The 18,778-nt window shown below is 68.9% G+C and carries 17 protein-coding genes; 10 read left to right on the top strand and 7 right to left on the bottom strand.

Annotated elements, in window-relative coordinates; translation table 11 throughout:
* Nucleotides 1–13: 13 nt before the first annotated feature.
* Entirely contained in the window at nt 14–778 is a 765-nt protein-coding gene (locus tag ACYVLQ_RS30440; protein WP_460700972.1) for an SDR family oxidoreductase, read from the bottom strand.
* A gap of 157 nt (nt 779–935) precedes the next feature.
* Between ACYVLQ_RS30440 and ACYVLQ_RS30445 the strand changes: the two genes are divergently transcribed.
* Both ACYVLQ_RS30445 and ACYVLQ_RS30450 read left to right on the top strand, forming a co-directional pair.
* Nucleotides 936–2,567: an ABC-F family ATP-binding cassette domain-containing protein gene (locus ACYVLQ_RS30445; protein WP_460700973.1), complete on the top strand. Its 1,632-nt coding sequence runs from the start codon at nt 936–938 to the stop codon at nt 2,565–2,567.
* Between the two features lie 161 nt (nt 2,568–2,728).
* A complete protein-coding gene (locus ACYVLQ_RS30450; protein ID WP_460700974.1) occupies nt 2,729–2,968 on the top strand; it encodes a helix-turn-helix domain-containing protein in 240 nt (79 codons plus the stop codon).
* 284 nt (nt 2,969–3,252) lie between these two features.
* Here the strand turns inward: ACYVLQ_RS30450 and ACYVLQ_RS30455 are convergent, their stop codons facing one another.
* The 5 genes from ACYVLQ_RS30455 to ACYVLQ_RS30475 form a co-directional block, all read right to left on the bottom strand.
* Nucleotides 3,253–4,218 carry a hypothetical protein gene (locus tag ACYVLQ_RS30455; protein WP_460700975.1) on the bottom strand — a complete coding sequence of 322 codons (966 nt, stop codon included), beginning with the start codon at nt 4,216–4,218 and terminating at the stop codon, nt 3,253–3,255.
* 12 nt (nt 4,219–4,230) lie between these two features.
* The gene (locus tag ACYVLQ_RS30460; protein WP_460700976.1) at nt 4,231–4,698 is read right to left on the bottom strand and encodes a hypothetical protein; all 468 of its coding nucleotides are present in this window, start codon (nt 4,696–4,698) and stop codon (nt 4,231–4,233) included.
* A 198-nt stretch (nt 4,699–4,896) separates the two neighbouring features.
* A complete protein-coding gene (locus ACYVLQ_RS30465; RefSeq protein ID WP_460700977.1) occupies nt 4,897–5,301 on the bottom strand; it encodes an acyl-CoA thioesterase in 405 nt (134 codons plus the stop codon).
* A 274-nt stretch (nt 5,302–5,575) separates the two neighbouring features.
* Nucleotides 5,576–6,142: a TetR/AcrR family transcriptional regulator gene (locus ACYVLQ_RS30470; protein ID WP_460700978.1), complete on the bottom strand. Its 567-nt coding sequence runs from the start codon at nt 6,140–6,142 to the stop codon at nt 5,576–5,578.
* 103 nt (nt 6,143–6,245) lie between these two features.
* Complete coding sequence (locus tag ACYVLQ_RS30475) at nt 6,246–9,059, bottom strand: aconitate hydratase (protein ID WP_460700979.1); 2,814 nt, start codon at nt 9,057–9,059, stop codon at nt 6,246–6,248.
* A gap of 300 nt (nt 9,060–9,359) precedes the next feature.
* On the opposite strand from ACYVLQ_RS30475, the gene ACYVLQ_RS30480 reads away from it, so the two are divergent.
* The 8 genes from ACYVLQ_RS30480 to ACYVLQ_RS30515 all read left to right on the top strand — a co-directional run bounded on the left by ACYVLQ_RS30480 (nt 9,360) and on the right by ACYVLQ_RS30515 (nt 17,764).
* Complete coding sequence (locus ACYVLQ_RS30480; RefSeq protein WP_460700980.1) at nt 9,360–9,884, top strand: Rv1476 family membrane protein; 525 nt, start codon at nt 9,360–9,362, stop codon at nt 9,882–9,884.
* 305 nt (nt 9,885–10,189) lie between these two features.
* Nucleotides 10,190–11,626, top strand: coding sequence for an NlpC/P60 family protein (locus ACYVLQ_RS30485; protein WP_460700981.1), 1,437 nt, complete (start codon nt 10,190–10,192; stop codon nt 11,624–11,626).
* A 213-nt stretch (nt 11,627–11,839) separates the two neighbouring features.
* Nucleotides 11,840–13,009 (top strand): AAA family ATPase, encoded by a 1,170-nt coding sequence (locus tag ACYVLQ_RS30490; RefSeq protein ID WP_460700982.1) that lies wholly within the window; start codon nt 11,840–11,842, stop codon nt 13,007–13,009.
* Nucleotides 13,010–13,041: 32 nt separating this feature from the next.
* Nucleotides 13,042–14,016 (top strand): DUF58 domain-containing protein, encoded by a 975-nt coding sequence (locus ACYVLQ_RS30495; RefSeq protein ID WP_460700983.1) that lies wholly within the window; start codon nt 13,042–13,044, stop codon nt 14,014–14,016.
* Entirely contained in the window at nt 14,013–15,017 is a 1,005-nt protein-coding gene (locus ACYVLQ_RS30500; RefSeq protein ID WP_460700984.1) for a VWA domain-containing protein, read from the top strand. Before ACYVLQ_RS30495 ends, ACYVLQ_RS30500 begins: the two co-directional genes overlap by 4 nt.
* A gap of 57 nt (nt 15,018–15,074) precedes the next feature.
* Nucleotides 15,075–15,794, top strand: a complete 720-nt coding sequence (gene fabG1 / locus ACYVLQ_RS30505) for a 3-oxoacyl-ACP reductase FabG1 (RefSeq protein ID WP_460700985.1) — start codon at nt 15,075–15,077, stop codon at nt 15,792–15,794.
* Nucleotides 15,795–15,843: 49 nt separating this feature from the next.
* Nucleotides 15,844–16,710: an NADH-dependent enoyl-ACP reductase InhA gene (inhA, locus tag ACYVLQ_RS30510; RefSeq protein WP_460700986.1), complete on the top strand. Its 867-nt coding sequence runs from the start codon at nt 15,844–15,846 to the stop codon at nt 16,708–16,710.
* Between the two features lie 7 nt (nt 16,711–16,717).
* Nucleotides 16,718–17,764: a ferrochelatase gene (locus ACYVLQ_RS30515; RefSeq protein WP_460700987.1), complete on the top strand. Its 1,047-nt coding sequence runs from the start codon at nt 16,718–16,720 to the stop codon at nt 17,762–17,764.
* 41 nt (nt 17,765–17,805) lie between these two features.
* Here ACYVLQ_RS30515 and ACYVLQ_RS30520 read toward each other — a convergent pair whose 3' ends face one another.
* The gene (locus ACYVLQ_RS30520; RefSeq protein WP_460700988.1) at nt 17,806–18,657 is read right to left on the bottom strand and encodes an alpha/beta fold hydrolase; all 852 of its coding nucleotides are present in this window, start codon (nt 18,655–18,657) and stop codon (nt 17,806–17,808) included.
* Nucleotides 18,658–18,778: the final 121 nt, after the last annotated feature.

The following is an 18,778-nucleotide window of genomic DNA, read 5'->3' on the forward strand; positions in this document are numbered from 1 at the left end:
GACGGCGGAAACGTCAGAGTCCGCCGGTCGCCAGCAGTCCGCCGTCCACACGGACGACTTCGCCGGTGATCCAGGCCGCCTGATCCGAGACGAGGAAACCGATGAGCGCGGCGACGTCCTCCGGCGTGCCCAGCCGCTTCATCGGGTAGGGCGCGGCGGCGGCCTCCTCACCGGCCGAGTAGAGCGCGTCGGCGAACCTGGTCTTCACCACGCCCGGGGCGACCGCGTTCACCCGGATACCGGGGCCGAGCTGCCAGGCCAGCTCCTCGGTGAGCCGGATCAGCGCCGCCTTCGAGGCGCCGTAGGCGGCGATCACGCCGGTCGAGCGCAGCCCGGCGACACTGGCGACATTGACCACCGCGCCGCCGTGCTCGCCCATCCACGCCCGGTGCGCCTCCTGCACATACCCCAGCGCCGCGACGACATTGACGTCGAAGATCTTGCGCACCGCGTCTAGGTCGGCGTCCATCAGCGAGCCGTAGACCGGGTTGATCCCGGTGTTGTTGATCAGGATGTCGAGCGCGCCGAACTCCGCGACCGCGGTGGCCACGGCCTGGTGGCGGGCCGCCGCGTCGCCGGAGTTCCCCGGCATCGCCACCACCTTCCCGGGGTGGCTTAGGGTCCCCAGCTCCGCCGCGGTCTCCTCCAGCGCCTCCGGCTTGCGCGCGGTGATCAACACATTGGCCCCGCGCGACAGCAGCTCGGCCGCCACGGCCTTACCGATGCCCCGGCTGGCCCCGGTGACCAGTGCCCCCTTGCCCTTCAGCTCGTCGCTCATGGGTCGGCACGTTACCTGCCGACCGGTATGGCGGAAAGCACCCGCAACCGGGGGAGCCGGGTGATAGTTCGCTTGGGTAAAATCGGTGGTTCTCGTGTGTCGAGAGAATGCACACTCGAGTAATCACCCTTGAACCGCCGACGCCGAGGAGATATCTGTGATCACCGCGACCGACCTGGAGGTCCGGGCCGGAATCCGCACCCTGCTGACGGCGCCGGGCGCGGCGCTGCGGGTGCAGTCCGGCGACCGGATCGGGCTGGTCGGGCGCAACGGCGCCGGGAAGACCACCACGCTGCGCATCCTCGCCGGGGAGGGCGAGCCGTACGCGGGCGAGGTGATTCGCTCGGGTGAGATCGGCTACCTCCCGCAGGACCCGCGCGAGGGCAACCTGGACGTGCTGGCCCGCGACCGCGTGCTGTCGGCCCGTGGGCTGGACGCGCTGATCCGGGACATGGAGAAGCAGCAGGCGCTGATGGCCGAGGTCGCCGACGACGCCGAGCGCGAGAAGGCGGTGCGCAAGTACGGCCGCCTCGAGGAGCGGTTCTCCGCGCTGGGCGGCTATGTCGCCGAGAGTGAGGCGGCCCGCATCTGCAACAGCCTGGGCCTGCCCGACCGGGTGCTCGGGCAGTCGCTGCGCACGCTGTCGGGCGGACAGCGCCGCCGCATCGAGCTGGCGCGCATTCTGTTCTCCGCCTCCGACGGCAGCGGCGGTAAATCCGACCGCACGCTGCTGCTGGACGAGCCGACCAACCACCTCGACGCCGACTCCATCACCTGGCTGCGCGGCTTCCTGCAGAACCACGAGGGCGGCCTGATCGTGATCAGCCACGATGTGGAACTGCTCGAGGCGGTGGTCAACAAGGTGTGGTTCCTGGACGCGGTGCGCGGCGAGGCCGACATCTACAACATGGGCTGGAAGAAGTACCTCGACGCCCGCGCCACCGACGAGCAGCGCCGCCGCCGCGAGCGCGCCAACGCCGAAAAGAAGGCGTCCGCGCTCAAGGCCCAGGCCGCGAAGCTGGGCGCCAAGGCCACCAAAGCCGTTGCGGCGCAGAACATGGTCAAGCGCGCCGAGCGCATGCTGGCCGCCGCCGACGAGATCCGCGTGGCCGACAAGGTCGCCCGCATCAAGTTCCCGGAGCCCGCCGCCTGCGGCAAGACCCCGCTGATGGCGGAGAACCTGACCAAGATGTACGGCTCGCTGGAGATCTTCACCGGTGTCGACCTGGCCGTCGACCGCGGCAGCCGGGTGGTGGTGCTGGGCCTCAACGGCGCGGGCAAGACCACCCTGCTGCGGCTGCTGGCGGGGGTGGAGCAGCCGACCGCGGGCGGTCTGGTGCCGGGCCACGGTCTGAAGGTCGGCTACTTCGCGCAGGAGCACGACACCCTCGACGACACCGCGTCGGTGTGGGAGAACATCCGCCACGCCGTGCCCGACGCGGGTGAACAGGACCTGCGCGGCCTGCTGGGCGCGTTCATGTTCTCCGGCCCGCAGCTCGAGCAGCCCGCCGGGACGCTGTCGGGCGGCGAGAAGACCCGGCTGGCGCTGGCCGGGCTGGTGTCCTCGGCGGCGAATGTGCTGCTGCTCGACGAGCCCACCAACAACCTGGACCCGATCTCGCGCGAGCAGGTGCTCGACGCGCTGCGCAGCTACGCCGGCGCGGTGGTGCTGGTGACCCACGATCCGGGCGCCGCCGAGGCGCTGAACCCGGAGCGGGTCATCATGCTGCCCGACGGCGCCGAGGACCATTGGTCGCAGGAGTACCTGGAGCTCATCCAACTGGCGTGAGCCGCGGTCAGTTCTCCTGTGCCAGGGGCGGTCCCGGGGCCGCGATTCGCCGCTCGCCCGGACTATCTCGAAAATCGGTGAGCTAAATCACAGCGAGGCGTTGATCACCGCCGGTCGAATGTTTAGCCTGGAATAAGGCTGCAGGGCGACCGGAGGAAGCCATGAGTGACAGGCCCGCACAAGGGAAGTCCACGTTGGGTAAAGGCACGCGCGTCACCGGAAAGTCGCGAGACCGCCTGCAATCCCAGCTCAAGAAGCAGTACGAGGCGGGGGCAAGTATCCGCTCGCTGGCCCGGGAAACCGGCCGCTCGTACGGGTTCATCCACAACGTGCTGGTGGAGTCGCACGTGCAACTCCGCAGCCGGGGCGGGGCGAACCGGCGTAAAGCCGCCAGCAAGTAATCGGCGGTCCGGAACCCGTTGGGCGCGTAGTGGTCTGCGGGGTCTCGAAATCGAGGCGGTACTCGTGTGGTGCGGCGCAGTCGGCGCCGGCCATCATTGTCACCTCCAGCGTGCTGACGCTGCCGCGGGCGTCCGCAGAATCGATGAGCAACCGCGTGGTGACCGCGTCACCGCGGCGCACCTCGGCGTCCTCCGGGTGGCGGATGGCGGCGGGAACGTAGGGCGTGGTCGTGCCGGCGTGAGCTGGACCGGATCCTGCGGGTGCTGCTCGGCAGCTTCGAGGATCAGTAACTCTCGACCACGGCGTCGCCGATGGCCAGATAGTTGGCGAGGCTCTCGAAGATCGGCAGGCCGGTTTTGATCTCCAGGTAGGCGAACTGGCCCTGCGGGTTCACCTCCAGGAAGTAATACTCGCCGTCGGCGCCGAGCCGCAGGTCGAGCACGCCGAACGCCAGGCCCAGCGCACCCATGAGCGTCGCGAGCGACTTGCTGACCGAGGCGGGCAGCCGGGCCGGGGTGAAATCCACGGAGGTGTCCAGGCGCGAATCCACCTGTCCCGCACCGGATTGCGAGTCGATGCGCACCGCCCATTCGATGCCGTCGATCCACACCACGCGCAGATCGCAGTCGGCGTCGATGTAGTCCTGGAAGGTGGTCGGCGCCGAGCGGATGGTGCCCAGGCGGTCCAGATCGGCGGGCGCGACGATCCGGGTCTCGGAGAATTCGGCGCGGCCGGTGCCGGTGCGCTTGTAGACCACCCGGCCCGGCCGGGAATCGACGAAGCTGCGCGCCTCGTCGGGATCGTTGGTGATCAGCGTCTCCGGGATCGGGAATCCGCTGCGGCGGGCGGTTTCCAGCTGCACGATCTTGCGGGTGGCGGTGCGATCGGCGCCCGGATCGTTGACCCACACCGCGGGAATCGACCACAGCAGGCCCTGCAGGAAGCCGTCGCATTCGGCCTGCCGATAATCGTCGTCGGCGTGCCGCACGCCACCGGGCACGACGCACTGGTGCGGCCTGCGCCACCAGACCGCGGTGACGTCGTCGAGCCCGACGGCATGGGACACCGAGCGCGCGGTGCCCGCGCGGTCCAGGCGGAAACTTCCGGTCGCGCGGGGGAACTCGCGCATATCGAGGCGAATCGGGTTGAGCTGGTGGTGCTTTCGCAGCGTGGCCGCCATCGCGTCGGCGTGCAGGTCATCGGCCTCGGTGACGATCAGCACCGAACCTGCCGGGCGGGCGGCGGACATCGCGGCCCCGCCTCAGTCGAGACTGTCGCAGGCGGTGCCGTCGTCGCTGCGCGCGGAGGTCATGGTCTGGCAGAAGGTGGAGGTGGCGCCGCCGACGCCGGGCGCGTCGGGCAGGCGCAGCGCGCGCGCCCACGCGTCGGTCAGGCGCCGCAGTTCGTCGTCGCCCGGGGCGGGGGAGTGCCGGCGCGGCAGCGTCATCGGGCGGTCGGTGAGGTCGATGCGGCGGCGCTGCGTGAAATCCGCTGTGGCACCGGGGCGGATCCGGACCCGCACGGGACGGCCTTCCCCCGTCTCGTCGTCGCGGCGGTCGTCGACGCTCAGCACATCCGCCCGATCGAAGGTCCACGTGCCCTCGCCGACGCGCACGCTGATCGTCCGGTCCGACTCCGCCGCCAGGTAGCCGGGTAGTGGCGGCACCAGGTCCGCGATATCCGGGATGGGCACGGGGGCAGGGGTGAACGGGCGAATGGTTTCGGTCATAGGGGCTGGTCTCCGATCTGCTCGCGGTTTGCCACGGAAGCCGAGCGTGATCTGGATCATATCCCCACGGCCCCGCCCGTCGGTTCACATCGGAAGATTTCAGGTGCCCGGACGAATCGCCCGTTCCGGTGCGTAATGCGCTATCGCCGAAAGATTTTCAGTTTGAGAGGTCAACGCTCGCCGATCGACTCCCCGCCCCTACAGGCCGAGCGCCTCGCCGGACTCGGCCAGCTCCAAGAATCGCTCGATCGGGTTCGATACGAGTTTGCGCGCGGTGAGGTCCATCAATCCCAGCACGACCGCGAATTCGGCCGATACGGTGCCGTCGAGCTTGATGATCTGCTGCCGCATCCGGAAGACCTTGCCCTCGCCCCACTCGAATTCGCTCGTGACCGTCACCTCGTCGCCCAAGTGCAGCTCGCGCAGATATTTCACCGTCGATTCCAGGACCACCGGCCCCACGCCCGCCAGCCGCATCTTGTCCGGAACCAGACCGGCCGCGCGCAGCACCTCCCACCGCGCGTGTTCGGCGTACTGGTGGTAGACGGCCTGATTCAGATGGCCGTTCACATCGAGTTCGTAGCCGCGGACGGTGACAGGCACGGAAAAGGTCATACCCCGGCAAACCCCCGGTGTATGCCGCGATATTTCCGGATCCGGCGTGGCCTCGGTCACGGATGCCCGGGGACACCAAGCCCGCATTCGGTGCGTATCGGCACGCGATGCGATCATGCACGCAATGCGAGCTTGCATCGAGTGCCATTCCGACGGTCCCGCGAGGAGACGGCAGATCGGATGCCTTGGTGGTCGTGTACCGACGCGGTCGAAGCGGCGGCTGCCGCCGACACGAGCGGACCGTCCGTCGGTGGGTTCCACCTCACTGTTTGCGGCGTACTGACGCCTCCACCAGATCCAGGACGGCGGACAGATTGTCGTTGGCGTGCCCGGAGGCGATTCGGGCGATCAAGCCGTCCAGGACGAGATCCAGATAGCCCAGGAGCACGTCGGTCGGCACGTCGTCGCGCAGGGCGCCCGCGGCCTTGCGGCGCTCCAAGCGCGCGATCGTCGCGGCTGTGAGTTCCTCCGACCGCTGTTCCCAATTCCGGCGGAACTCCGGGTCGGTGCGCAGGCGCCGGGCGATCTCGAGCCGCGTGCCGAGCCAGTCGAAATCCTCGGGGCGCGCGAGCATATCGCGCATCACCTGCACCAGGCCCTGGGTCGCCGCGACCTCCGCCATCCGGGCCGCGTCCTCGTGGGCCAGCGCCAGAAACAGCGCGTCCTTGTCGCGGAAGTGATGGAAGATCGCACCCCGGGACAGGCCGATGGCGTCCTCGAGTCGGCGCACCGTCGCGCCCTCGTAACCGAATTCGGCGAAGCACTGCCGCGCCCCGTCCAGGATCTGGCTGCGCCGGGCGGCGAGATGGTCGTCACTGACCTTGGGCATGGGCTCCTCCAAGCGGGGTGTTCGCCGGAACGACGGAACCGGATCCGAGCGAAGTGCTCGGGCCCCGAAGCGAATCGGGGCCCGAGCCTGGCAACCTATCGAATCACTTGCTGATCATGTTGCGCAGCACGAACTGCAGGATGCCACCGTTACGGTAGTAATCGGCTTCTCCGGGGGTGTCGATGCGCACCACCGCGTCGAACGACACCTGCTCGCCGTTTTCCTTGGTGGCGGTCACCTTCAGGGTCTTCGGAGTCACACCCTCGTTCAGCTTGGTGATGCCCTCGATATCGAAGGTCTCGGTGCCGTCCAACTTCAGCGACGCCGCCGACTCACCCTGCGGGAACTGCAGCGGGATCACGCCCATGCCGATCAGGTTGGAGCGGTGGATGCGCTCGAACGACTCGGTGATGACCGCCTTGACGCCCAGCAGGCTGGTGCCCTTGGCCGCCCAGTCGCGCGAGGACCCCGAGCCGTACTCCTTGCCGCCCAGCACGACCAGCGGGATGCCCGCGGCCTGGTAGTTCTGCGAGGCGTCGTAGATGAACGCCTGCGGGCCGCCGTCCTGGGTGAAGTCGCGGGTGTAGCCGCCCGAGACGTCGTCCAGCAGCTGGTTGCGCAGCCGGATGTTGGCGAAGGTGCCGCGGATCATGACCTCGTGGTTGCCCCGCCGCGAGCCGTAGGAGTTGTAGTCCTTGCGCTCGACGCCGTTGGCCTCGAGGTACTGCGCGGCCGGGGTGCCCGCCTTGATGTTGCCCGCGGGGGAGATGTGGTCGGTGGTGACCGAATCACCCAGCAGCGCGAGCACGCGCGCACCCTTGATGTCCTGTACCGGCTCCGGGGTCTGCGGCATGCCCTCGAAGTACGGAGGCTTCCGGACATAGGTGGAATCCTCGGCCCACTCGAAGGTCTTGCCCTCCGGGGTGGGCAGCGAACGCCAGCGCTCGTCGCCCTTGAACACGTCCGCGTAGTCCTCGATGAACATATCGCGGGAGATGACCCGGTCGATGGTGTCCTGGATCTCCTGCGGCGACGGCCAGATGTCCTTCAAGAACACGTCGTTGCCGTCGGTGTCCTTGCCCAGCGCCTCGTTCTCGAAGTCGAAGTCCATCGTGCCCGCGAGCGCGTAGGCGATGACCAGCGGTGGCGAGGCCAGGTAGTTCATCTTCACGTCGGGGGAGATGCGGCCCTCGAAGTTGCGGTTGCCCGACAGCACTGCGGTGACGGTGAGGTCGTTGTCGTTGACCGCCTGGGAGATCTCCTCCGGCAGCGGGCCGGTGTTGCCGATGCAGGTGGCGCAGCCGAACGCGACCAGGTTGAAGCCCAGCTTGTCCAGGTACGGCCACAGCCCGGCCTTCTCGTAGTAGCCGTTGACGACCTGCGAGCCCGGCGCCATCGAGGTCTTCACCCAGGGCTTGCGGGACAGGCCCTTCTCCACGGCGTTGCGCGCCAGCAGCGCCGCGCCGATCATGACCGACGGGTTGGAGGTATTGGTGCAGGAGGTGATCGAGGCGACCACCACCGCGCCGTGGTCGAGAATGAAGTCCCCGTACTCCTCCGACTGCACCTTGACCGGCTTGGACGGGCGGCCCACCGCGCCGTTGGCGGCGGTCGGCAGCACGGCGTCGTCCTCGGCGAACGCCAGCTGCGCGGGATCGCTGGCCGGGAACGACTCCTCGATGGCCTCGTCCAGGTGCGTGTGCGGGGTGGTGGCGGCGGGGCCGCTCTCCGCATCGCTGGTGTAGTTGTGGATGTCCTTGCGGAACGCGGTCTTGCTCTCCGACAGCAGGATTCGGTCCTGCGGGCGCTTCGGCCCGGCGATGGACGGCACCACGGTGCTCAGGTCCAGCTCCAAGTACTCCGAGTAGGCGGGCTCGTGGTCGGCGTCGTGCCACAGGCCCTGCTCCTTGGCGTAGGCCTCGACCAGGGCGACCTGCTCGTCGGAGCGGCCGGTCAGCCTCAGGTAGTCGACGGTCACCGAGTCGACCGGGAAAATCGCTGCGGTGGAACCGAATTCGGGGCTCATATTGCCCAGCGTGGCGCGGTTGGCGAGCGGCACCTCGGCCACGCCCTTGCCGTAGAACTCCACGAACTTGCCGACCACACCGTGCTTGCGCAGCATGTCGGTCACGGTCAGCACGACATCGGTGGCGGTGACGCCCGGCTTGATCTCGCCGGTCAGCTTGAAGCCGACCACGCGCGGGATCAGCATCGAGACGGGCTGGCCCAGCATGGCCGCCTCGGCCTCGATACCGCCGACGCCCCAACCCAATACGCCCAGGCCGTTGACCATGGTGGTGTGCGAGTCGGTACCGACGAGGGTGTCGGGGTAGGCCTGCCCGTTGCGCTCCATGACCACGCGCGCGAGGTGCTCGATGTTGACCTGGTGCACGATGCCGGTGCTCGGCGGCACCACCTTGAAGTCGTCGAAAGCCGTTTGGCCCCAGCGCAGGAACTGGTAGCGCTCGCCGTTGCGCTGGTACTCGATGTCGACGTTGCGCTCGAAGGCGTCCGCGCGGCCGAAGACGTCGATGATGACGGAGTGGTCGATGACCATCTCGGCGGGGGCGAGCGGGTTCACCTTGTCCGGGTCGCCGCCCAGGGCGGCGACGGCTTCGCGCATGGTGGCCAGGTCGACGATGCAGGGCACGCCGGTGAAGTCCTGCATGATGACACGCGCGGGGGTGAACTGGATCTCGGTGTTCGGGTCGGCCGAGGGATCCCAATCGGCAATGGCCCGAATGTGATCGGCGGTGATGTTGGCGCCGTCCTCGGTGCGGAGCAGGTTCTCCGCCAGGACCTTCAGGGCGTAGGGCAGCTTCTCGGTGCCGGGCACGGCGGAGAGGCGGAAGATCTCATACGAGCGATCTTCGACCTCGAGGGTGCCTTTGGCGCCGAATGTATCGATGCTCGTCATACGTTCAGCTCCACTCGTCGGTGAGTCTCTCGGCCACCGGCGGGGCTGTGCCGGCGGCCCGGTCGAGGGCGCAGTCTCGGGCTGTGCGCCTCGTGTCTCCAACCCTAACAGTACGCTTGTCCTGTGAAACACGCGGGGCGCGTCACGCGCACCGTGCCAGCAACCATCATCCTCCCGTCGCGTACTGTGCTCTCGAGCCCGTCGGAGTAGTCGGATCCGGCGTGCGTCGTCAGCATGCTGATCGCCTGAAGAGTGTTGGATGCCGTCGCCCCCTGGGCGGCTCGACAGACCGGATGGAAGATGACCGTCTTTTACACCTCGGTTCTCACGCCCAAAGTCGGGGCGTTGCCGCCCGATACCGATCTGCACGCGATCCTGACGGATCTGGCCGACAACCACGTCGCCGCGCCGAAGAACAAGAAGCAGGCGGAGCTGGCGGAGATCGCCGGGGACGCTCGCGAGCACGGCATTCCGCTGAGCATCGTGGTGATTCAGGGCCAGCCCGGCCGCGATTCGGATCTGCGCGACCTGGCCACCGAGGTCGGCAAGTCCGAGCACGGCACCGTCGCGGTGTTCAGCGACGAATGGGTCGGCACGTACAGCGACTCCATCCCGCGCGCCCGGCTGGAGAAGGCGGAGGACGGCGCCAAGTACCACGGCCCCGAGCACACCTCGACGGCGGCCCGCGTCTTCGTCGACCGCCTCGAGGCCCCGGAGCAGGTGTCGTTCACGACGGCCACCCTCGCCCTGCTGGCCGGAATCGTGCTGATCGTCGGCGGACTGTACTGGATCAAGGCCCGAAGGGCCGCCCGCGTCCCGGCCTGACCTTCCCGCCTGCCCTTCCCGGCCGACCTGACATGCGTCCGGTCTGTTTTCGTCGTCGAAACTCGACGCACGTCAAGCTATTGTGCAGCTACCCGTAAATTACACTGCTGGCATTCCGTTTCCTGTGTTTCCTCAGTGAGAGAAGTGCCGTACGGTTTCGAATGACACGCATGGGGAAGAAGTGTCGGAAGAGCCTTAGAGCGGCCGGTGGGATGAAGGGGTCGGCTGAGGTTCATGAGGCGATGCAGGTGACCGGTCGCCCGGCGCAGTCCCGGTGAACCTCGGTTTCCCGGGAGCGGAGCGGGATGCAGGGAGGTGCGCGAGTGGCTGGGTCGAACCGGCAGGGGAACTCGATCAAGGTCGCTCTGGGGTTGCTGTTGTGCGCGGTCGCGGTATCGATGTCGGTTCCGCTGGCCGGTGCGGCGCCCCCGCCCCCGCCCAATCCGAGCGACGGTGACATCGCCGGTGCCAACGGGCAGGTGGACGCGGGCGTCACCGAGGTGAGCGGCCTGATCAACGAGGTCGCCGTGGCGGAGCAGCAGCTGCAGGAGCTCGACACCGAGGTCGCCCGGAAGCGCGAGGCCGTGAACAAGGCGCTGGTCGACCTGCAGGCCGCCCGCGCGGAGGCGGACGCCGCCGCGGCGGCCGTCGAGGCGAGCCGCCGCGACCTCGCCGACGCGGGCGCCAAGGTGGACCAGGCGCGCACCGAGTTCGATAGGTTCGCCGTCGAGGCCTACACCCAGCCCGGCACCGGGTCGCTGGTGAACGTGCTCTCCGGGGCCGATCCGGCGACCGCGCTCGACCGTGCGCAGCTGCTCGGCATCGCGTCGAAGTCCCGGCAGGACGCGCTGCAGCGATTACGCCGGGCGCAGGTCGAACAGGCCAACCGCGATTCGATCGCGCGGCAGGCCAAACAGACCGCCGATGCCGCCGCGGCGGCGGCGGAGCAGAAGAAGGTCGAGGCGCAACAGGCGGTCAGCGCTGCCAAGGCCGCACAGGAACAGCAGTCCGCACGGCGCAATGCGGTGTCGCGGCAACGGGATTCGGCCCAGCAGCGGCTGGACGCGGCGCGGCAGCGGGTGGCCGGGCTGCAGGGTCAGCGCGAGGCGTTTCTCGCCTGGGACCAGCAGCGTCTGGCGGAGGAGGCCGCCGCCCAGGCCGCGGCGGCCGCCGCTGCGGCGCGGGCGGGCGCCGATCAGGCGGCGCACGACGCCGCCACGCGGGCGGGGGCGGGTAAACGCCCGCACGCCCAGCTCCACAACGCACCCCCGCCGCGCGCCGCCATGCCGAATCGGCCGAGCCGCCCGTCCGGCAGCCGCACCCAGCTCATCGAGACGGTGGTGGACCGCGCGATGTCGCAGCTGGGTGTCACCTACTCGTGGGGCGGCGGCGACGAGAACGGGCCGACGCTGGGCATCCGCGACGGCGGCGTCGCCGACAGCTACGGCGATTTCGACAAGGTCGGCTTCGACTGCTCGGGGCTGATGATCTACGCCTTCGCCGGTGTCGGCATCTCGATGCCGCACTACAGCGGCTATCAGTACACCATGGGCACGCGGGTGCCCGTGGCCGAGCGCGAACGCGGCGACATGCTGTTCTGGGGGGCCAACGGCAGCGAGCACGTGGCGCTCTACCTGGGCGACGGCAAAATGGTCGAGGCGCCCGAATCCGGCGACGTGGTCAAGGTTTCGCCGGTGCGCGAAGGGGGCATCATGCCGTACGCGGTGCGCCTGCTGACATAACGACTCCCAGCCTCCTCTCAGGCGGGGAGCCGGGCGTTTGCGTTAGGGTTCACCGTGTTGCGCGTGTCGCGTGACGCGCCGCGGCGACGCGGACGGGCCGTAATCCCCTGCCTGCGTTGGGGGACGATGGCAAACCTGGAATAGTGGTGGGGAACACGGGTGAACCACATGTGCAGCGCGAGCCTCACGGGGCCGGACTAGGCGAAAGCGGGGATGTTTGTGACTTCGACTGATGGTGTGAGCACGGTGAATCCGGCGAAGGACGCGCCGGCACCCGACACCCTCGAGCGCGATGTCCAGACCCTGGAGAAGGCGATCTACGAAGTCAAACGAGTGATCGTCGGGCAGGATCGCCTGGTGGAACGGTTGCTCGTCGGCGTGCTGGCGCGCGGGCACGTGCTGCTCGAGGGCGTGCCCGGCATCGCCAAGACACTCGCGGTGGAGACCTTCGCCCGGGTCGTCGGCGGCACCTTCTCCCGCGTGCAGTTCACCCCCGACCTGGTGCCCACCGACCTCGTCGGTACCCGCATCTACCGGCAGGGCCGCGAGGAGTTCGACACCGAGCTGGGCCCGGTGGTCGCCAACTTCGTGCTCGCCGACGAGATCAACCGCGCGCCCGCCAAGGTGCAGTCGGCGCTGCTCGAGGTGATGGCCGAGCGGCACGTGTCGATCGGCGGCAAGACCTTCCCGATGCCCGATCCCTTCCTGGTGATGGCCACCCAGAACCCGATCGAGAGCGAGGGCGTGTACCCGCTGCCCGAGGCGCAGCGCGACCGCTTCCTGTTCAAGGTGGTCGTCGACTACCCCTCGGTCGAGGAGGAGCGCGAGATCATCTACCGGATGGGCGTCACCCCGCCGGAGCCCAAGCAGATTCTCGAGCCCGCCGAGCTGATCCGGCTGCAGAAGCTGGCCTCGAACACCTTCGTGCACCACGCGCTGGTCGACTACGTGGTGCGCGTGATCTCCGCGACCCGCAAGCCCGCCGAGTTCGGGCTGGAGGATGTCGCCGGGTGGATCGCCTACGGCGCGTCGCCGCGCGCCAGCCTGGGCATCATTGCCGCCGCCCGCGCGGTGGCGCTGATCCGCGGCCGCGACTACGTCGTCCCGCAGGACGTGGTGGAGGTGGTGCCGGATGTGCTGCGCCATCGCCTGGTGCTGTCCTACGACGCACTGGCCGACGAGGTCAGCCCCGACGACGTGATCCGCCGGGTGCTGCAGACGGTCGGCCTGCCGCAGGTGGCGCCGCAGGCCAACGCGCCCGCACCGGGCCAGCCGCCCGCCCCGATGCCCCCGGTGCCCCCGCAGGGCGCGCCGCAGCCCCAGGGCGCCCCGCAGCCGCCCGCGCCGAACGGCCAGCAGGCCGGTCAGCCGCAGCATCCGTGAACGGAGCATCGGATTCGGTTGCCCCAGTGACGATGTCAGCGAATGTACCGTCCAGCAAGGGAAATCCGGCCCCGCCGTCTTTTCGTTCCGGTCAGATCGACGACCCGCGGCTGAAGGCGGCGCTGAAGACCCTGGAGCTGACCGTGCGCCGCCGCCTCGACGGCGTTCTGCACGGCGATCACCAGGGCCTCATACCGGGCCCGGGGTCCGAGCCCGGCGACGCGCGGCTGTATCAGCCGGGTGACGATGTGCGCCAGATGGACTGGTCGGTCACCGCCCGCACCACGCACCCGCACGTGCGGCAGATGATCGCCGACCGGGAACTGGAGACCTGGCTCGTGGTCGATCTGTCGGCCAGCCTGGACTTCGGCACCGCGCTGTGCCAGAAGCGGGATCTCGTGGTGGCCGCCGCGGCGGCGGTCACGTATCTGACCAGCGGCGGCGGCAACCGGATCGGCGCCGTCGTGGCCAATGGCGAACGGCTGGTACGGATTCCGGCCCGCACGGGGCGAGTACACGCCCAGGCGATGCTGCGCAGCATCGCCACCACACCGCACGCGGCCGACGGCGTGCGCGGCGACCTGCGCGGGGCGATCGAATCGCTGCGCCGCCCGCAGCGCAAACGCGGTATGGCCGTGGTGATTTCGGACTTCCTCGGCGATATCGACTGGCAGCGCTCGCTGCGCGCCATCTCCGGCCGCCACGATCTGCTCGGGGTGGAGGTGCTGGATCCGCTGGATCTGGACCTGCCCGACGTGGGCGACGTGGTACTGCACGATCCCGAGACCGGCCGGACTCGCGAATTCTCCGTAACCCCCGCGCTGCGAAGCGATTTCGCACGCGCCGCGGAGCTGCATCGGGGTCAGGTCGAGCAGGCGCTGCGCAGCTCCGGTGCGCCGGTGCTGACGCTGCGCACCGATCGGGATTGGATCGCCGACGTCGTCCGGTTCGTGTCCACCCGGCGCCACACCTTCGGCGCCCCGACCGGACAGGTCCCTCGACAGTGAGCATTTCGCATTTCAACGCCGCCGGGTGGCTGGCGTTCCTGCTCGTCGTCGCCGCCGTGGCGCTGCTGTACGTGGTCGTGCAGCAGCGCCGCAAGCGGCATCTGCTCCGCTTCGCCAACATGGAGACGCTGGAGCGGGTCGCGCCCAAGCGGCCCAGCGGCTGGCGGCATGTGCCGGTGGCGCTGATGTTGGTCGGCCTGGTGCTGCTGACGATCGCCGCGGCCGGGCCGCAGGCGGCCAAGAAGGTGCCCCGCAACCGCGCCACGGTGATGATGGTGATCGACGTATCGCTGTCGATGGAGGCGACCGACGTGACGCCCTCGCGCGTCCAGGTGGCCAAGAAGTCGGCCAGCGATTTCGCCGAAGGTCTCACTCCCGGAATCAATCTCGGACTGGTGACCTACGCGGGCACGGCCTCCGTGCAGGTATCGCCGACCACCAACCGCGAGGCCGTGAAGGCCGCCATCCAGAACATGAAGCTGGCCGAGCGCACCGCCACCGGCGAGGGCATCTACAGCGCCATGCAGGCCATCGACACGCTCGCCTCGGTGCTCGGCGGCGCGGAGACCCCGCCGCCCGCCCGCATCGTGCTGATGTCCGACGGCAAGCAGACCGTCCCGGACGACAAGGACATCGACAATCCCCGGCACGCCTTCGTCGCGGCGCGGATGGCCAAGCAGAAGGGCATCCCGGTGTCGACGATCTCCTTCGGCACGTCTTGGGGTTCGGTGGAGATCCCGGACAAGGACGGCAAGGGGGCCCAACGGGTTCCGGTGCCGGTCGACGACGAGTCGCTGCGCGAGATCGCCAACATCTCCGGCGGCGACTTCTATACCGCGTCCTCCCTGGAAGAACTCAACGCCGTCTACGACACGCTGGACAAGCAGATCGGCTTCGAGATGCAGATGGGCGACGCCAGCCGCCCCTGGCTGCTGCTCGGTCTGCTCATCACCACCGCGGGCGTCGTGGGCGGGCTGGTCTATCGTCAACGTCTGCCATAAGCGGGTACCGCGCAGCCCGAGCACGACAGCTGAACTCGAACAGATAGGTTTACACCCATGTCGAACTTCACATCCCGGTCGGTTCTGGTGACGGGCGGCAACCGCGGCATCGGCCTCGCGGTCGCCCAGCGACTCGCCGCCGACGGGCACAAGGTGGCGGTCACGCATCGCGGGTCGGGGGTGCCGGACGGGTTGTTCGGCGTGAAATGCGATGTGACGGATACCGATTCGATCGATGAGGCATTCAGCGAGGTGGAGGCGCACCAAGGGCCCGTCGAGGTGCTGGTGGCGAACGCCGGGATCGTGGACAACACGTTGCTGATGCGGATGAGCGAGGAGCAGTTCACCCGCGTCATCGACGCCAACCTCACCGGCGCGTGGCGGTGTGCCAAGCGGGCCAACCGAGCCATGCTGCGGGCGCGGTTCGGGCGGATCATCTTCCTGGGGTCGGTCGTCGGGCAGATGGGTGCGCCGGGCCAGGTGAACTACGCGGCCGCGAAGGCGGGGCTGGTCGGCATGGCCCGCGCGATCACCCGCGAAATCGGGTCGCGCAATATCACGGCGAATGTCATCGCGCCGGGGCTGATCGACACCGATATGACCCGGGAAGATATGACCGAGGAAATGCGCGAGCAGGCGCTCAAGCTGATCCCGGCCGGCCGGATGGGCCACACGGATGATGTCGCTGCCGCCGTCAGCTTCGTCGCCTCCGACGGAGCCCAGTACATCAGCGGCGCGATCATCCCGGTCGACGGCGGTTTGGGCCTGGGGCACTGAGCTTCTCCCGCACGAACCCCCAACCCATCACGAGGAGACCTCACACGTTATGAGCGAGCGCAGCGAGCGAACAATCAACACAGCCGGATTGCTCGAAGGCAAGACCGTCCTCATCACCGGCATCATCACCGATTCGTCCATCGCCTTCCACGCCGCCAAGGTGGCGCAGGAGCAGGGCGCGAAGGTGATCATCACCGGTATCCCGGAGCGGCTGCGGCTGATCGACCGCATCGCCAAGCGGCTCCCGCAGGAGATCGCTCCGGCCATCGGCCTCGATGTCACCAGCGAGGACGACCTGGCCGCCCTGCCGGACAAGGTGCGCGAACTCGCCCCGGAGGGCGTCGACGGCGTACTGCACTCGATCGCGTTCGCTCCGCGCACGCTGATGGGCCCGGAGGCCAAGCCGTTCCTGGACGGACCGGGTCCCGACGCGGCCAAGTCGTTCGAGATCTCGGCGTGGAGTTACGCGTCGCTGGCGCGGGCCGTGCTGCCGGTGATGAACGAGGGCGGTTCGCTCGTCGGCATGGACTTCGACCCGCGCACCGCGCTGCCGTACTACAACTGGATGGGCGTGGCCAAGGCCGCGCTGGAATCGGTGAACCGGTACGTGGCGCGAGAAGTGGGCGAGGCCAAGCGGATTCGCTCGAACCTGATCGCCGCCGGTCCGATCAAGACCCTGGCCGCCAAGGCGATCGCCGGCACCGCCACCGACGATGCCAAGCAGCTGACGATGCTCAACACCTACTGGGACGGCGCGTCGCCGATCGGCTGGGATGTCGACGACCCGACCGTGGTGGCGAAGTCGATCGTCACCCTGCTGTCGGACTGGCTGCCCGGCACCACGGGTTCGATCATCTACGTCGACGGCGGGGCCAGCCACAACACCTGGTTCCCGGAGAACTTCCCCTCGAACTGAGGTGGGCATGACCTACGACGCACTGCTGGTGCTGTCCTTCGGGGGCCCGGAGCGCCCGGAGGACGTCATGCCGTTCCTGGAGAACGTCACTCGCGGTCGCGGCGTGCCCCGGGAGCGGCTGGAAGAGGTCGCGCAGCACTATCTCCACTTCGGCGGCGTCTCGCCGATCAACGCCCTCAACCGCGACATCATCGCCGAGGCGGAGGCCGAGTTCGCCCGGCGCGGAATCGAATTGCCGGTCTACTTCGGCAACCGCAACTGGCATCCGATGGTGGAGGACACGGTGGCGCGGATGCGGGCCGACGGCATCGGTTCGGCGCTGGTGTTCCCCACCTCGGCGTGGGGCGGGTACTCGGGCTGCCGCCAGTACGACGAGGACATCGCGCGGGCGCGGTCGGCGGCGGGTGAGCGGGCGCCGGAGCTGGTGAAGCTGCGGCAGTACTTCGACCATCCGCTGCTGGTCGAGGCGTTCGGCGCGGCGATTCACACCGCGGTGCGGCAGATTCCGCAGGACCGGCGGGACCGGGTGCGGCTGGTGTTCACCGCGCATTCGATCCCCAGTTCCGCCGACGTGGCCGCGGGACCGCCGGGCGACGGTGGTCACCTGTACAGCCGTCAGGTCGTAGACGCCGCCCGACTGTGCGCCGCCGCAACGGGATTCGACGATTTCGACGTCGTGTGGCAGTCGCGCTCGGGACCGCCGCAGGTGCCGTGGCTGGAGCCGGATATCGTCGACCATCTGGAAGCGCTGTCGGCCGAGGGAGTCGACGCCGTGGTGGTGTGCCCGGTCGGATTCGTCTCCGATCACCTGGAGGTGATCTGGGATCTCGACAACGAGGCGCGGGAGAAGGCCGCCGAGCTGGGCATGGCCTTCGCCCGGGCGGGTACCCCCGGCTCGGATCCGCGTTTCGCCCGGCTGATCGCCGAACTGGTGCAGGAGCACGTGGCGGGCGGTGCTGCTCGGCGTCTCGGCGCCGTGCCGGGTTACGGCTGCACCGTCAACGGGGCCTACTGCGCGGAGGGCTGCTGCGAACCACCCCGCCGCACAGCCTGATTCGCGGTCCGCCCGCGCAGGAGTGATGACCGGGCGGGCGGCTATTCGGAGAAGAAGGTGGCGATGACGCCTGCCACCCGCTCGGGGTCCCGCTTGTCGAGCCCGAAGTGGTCCAGGTCGGGGAACAGGTGGCCGGTGCAGCGCGGGATGACGTATTCGAGTGTGGCGCGGTCGATATCGGACTGCGCGGCGTGGTCCTTGCCGCCCTGCAGGAACAGCACCTCCGCCTCGATCGCCCGGTAGTGCGGGTAGGTGTTGTTCAGGCGGGCGATCTCGCGGTGCTCGGCCAGATTCTCCTCGAGCAGGCCGATCACCACCTGCCGCTCCGGGGCCTGCATGAACAGCGGCAGCATCCGGCGCATGAGCCAGCGCGGCGCCCGGCGGGCCGACTCGGGTCCCGTCGCCTGGACGAATTCGACGAACGCGTCGAACGGCTTGTGCTGCATGAGTTTTCGCTCGTACGCGGGCATCCAGCCGATGGGCAGCGACCCGTCGATGGACAGGCCGGGCTCGTAGACGGCGATCTTGCGGATCTCCGGGCAGTTGCGGGCGGTCTCGAGCACGATCAGCCCGCCGTAGCTGTGCCCGACCAGTAGGTGCGCGCCGGTCTTGTCGGCGACGGCGAGCAGGTCCTCGCGTTCCTTATCGATGCTGTAGTCGGCGCCCTGCGGCCCGCTGCCGCCGCGCCCGCGCCGCTCCAGCACATGCACGGTGAAGTGCCCGCCCAGCGCGCGGGCGAAGTCCAGATATCCGTCGGCAACCGACAGCGCGCCGGGTACGACGACGACCGCGGGCCCCGCCCCGACGGTCAGATAGGCGATGGTCGTGCCGTCCGCGGATACGACGGTCGAAGGCGGCAGGTTCGGATCCGGCGCGGTCATCAGGTCCCTCATCACTGATCATGGCTCCCTCGGCCGCGCGCGAGCCCCACGTCGTCGCGACCGGTCGGATGCGGTCAGCCTACGTCGGTCCGCCCGTTGTCCGAGCCGGAATGACGACAGTAAGGATATCCGA

The organism is Nocardia thraciensis, from assembly GCF_054782435.1.

Bases quoted from the DNA above. Each gene is read 5' to 3' on its own strand.
- ACYVLQ_RS30440 (WP_460700972.1), bottom strand. From the start codon at position 778: ATGAGCGACGAGCTGAAGGGCAAGGGGGCACTGGTCACCGGGGCCAGC.
- ACYVLQ_RS30450 (WP_460700974.1), top strand. From the start codon at position 2,729: ATGAGTGACAGGCCCGCACAAGGGAAGTCCACGTTGGGTAAAGGCACG.
- ACYVLQ_RS30455 (WP_460700975.1), bottom strand. From the start codon at position 4,218: ATGTCCGCCGCCCGCCCGGCAGGTTCGGTGCTGATCGTCACCGAGGCC.
- ACYVLQ_RS30460 (WP_460700976.1), bottom strand. From the start codon at position 4,698: ATGACCGAAACCATTCGCCCGTTCACCCCTGCCCCCGTGCCCATCCCG.
- ACYVLQ_RS30470 (WP_460700978.1), bottom strand. From the start codon at position 6,142: ATGCCCAAGGTCAGTGACGACCATCTCGCCGCCCGGCGCAGCCAGATC.
- ACYVLQ_RS30475 (WP_460700979.1), bottom strand. From the start codon at position 9,059: ATGACGAGCATCGATACATTCGGCGCCAAAGGCACCCTCGAGGTCGAA.
- ACYVLQ_RS30480 (WP_460700980.1), top strand. From the start codon at position 9,360: ATGACCGTCTTTTACACCTCGGTTCTCACGCCCAAAGTCGGGGCGTTG.
- ACYVLQ_RS30485 (WP_460700981.1), top strand. From the start codon at position 10,190: ATGCAGGGAGGTGCGCGAGTGGCTGGGTCGAACCGGCAGGGGAACTCG.
- ACYVLQ_RS30490 (WP_460700982.1), top strand. From the start codon at position 11,840: ATGTTTGTGACTTCGACTGATGGTGTGAGCACGGTGAATCCGGCGAAG.
- ACYVLQ_RS30495 (WP_460700983.1), top strand. From the start codon at position 13,042: ATGTCAGCGAATGTACCGTCCAGCAAGGGAAATCCGGCCCCGCCGTCT.
- fabG1 (WP_460700985.1), top strand. From the start codon at position 15,075: ATGTCGAACTTCACATCCCGGTCGGTTCTGGTGACGGGCGGCAACCGC.
- inhA (WP_460700986.1), top strand. From the start codon at position 15,844: ATGAGCGAGCGCAGCGAGCGAACAATCAACACAGCCGGATTGCTCGAA.
- ACYVLQ_RS30515 (WP_460700987.1), top strand. From the start codon at position 16,718: ATGACCTACGACGCACTGCTGGTGCTGTCCTTCGGGGGCCCGGAGCGC.
- ACYVLQ_RS30520 (WP_460700988.1), bottom strand. From the start codon at position 18,657: ATGAGGGACCTGATGACCGCGCCGGATCCGAACCTGCCGCCTTCGACC.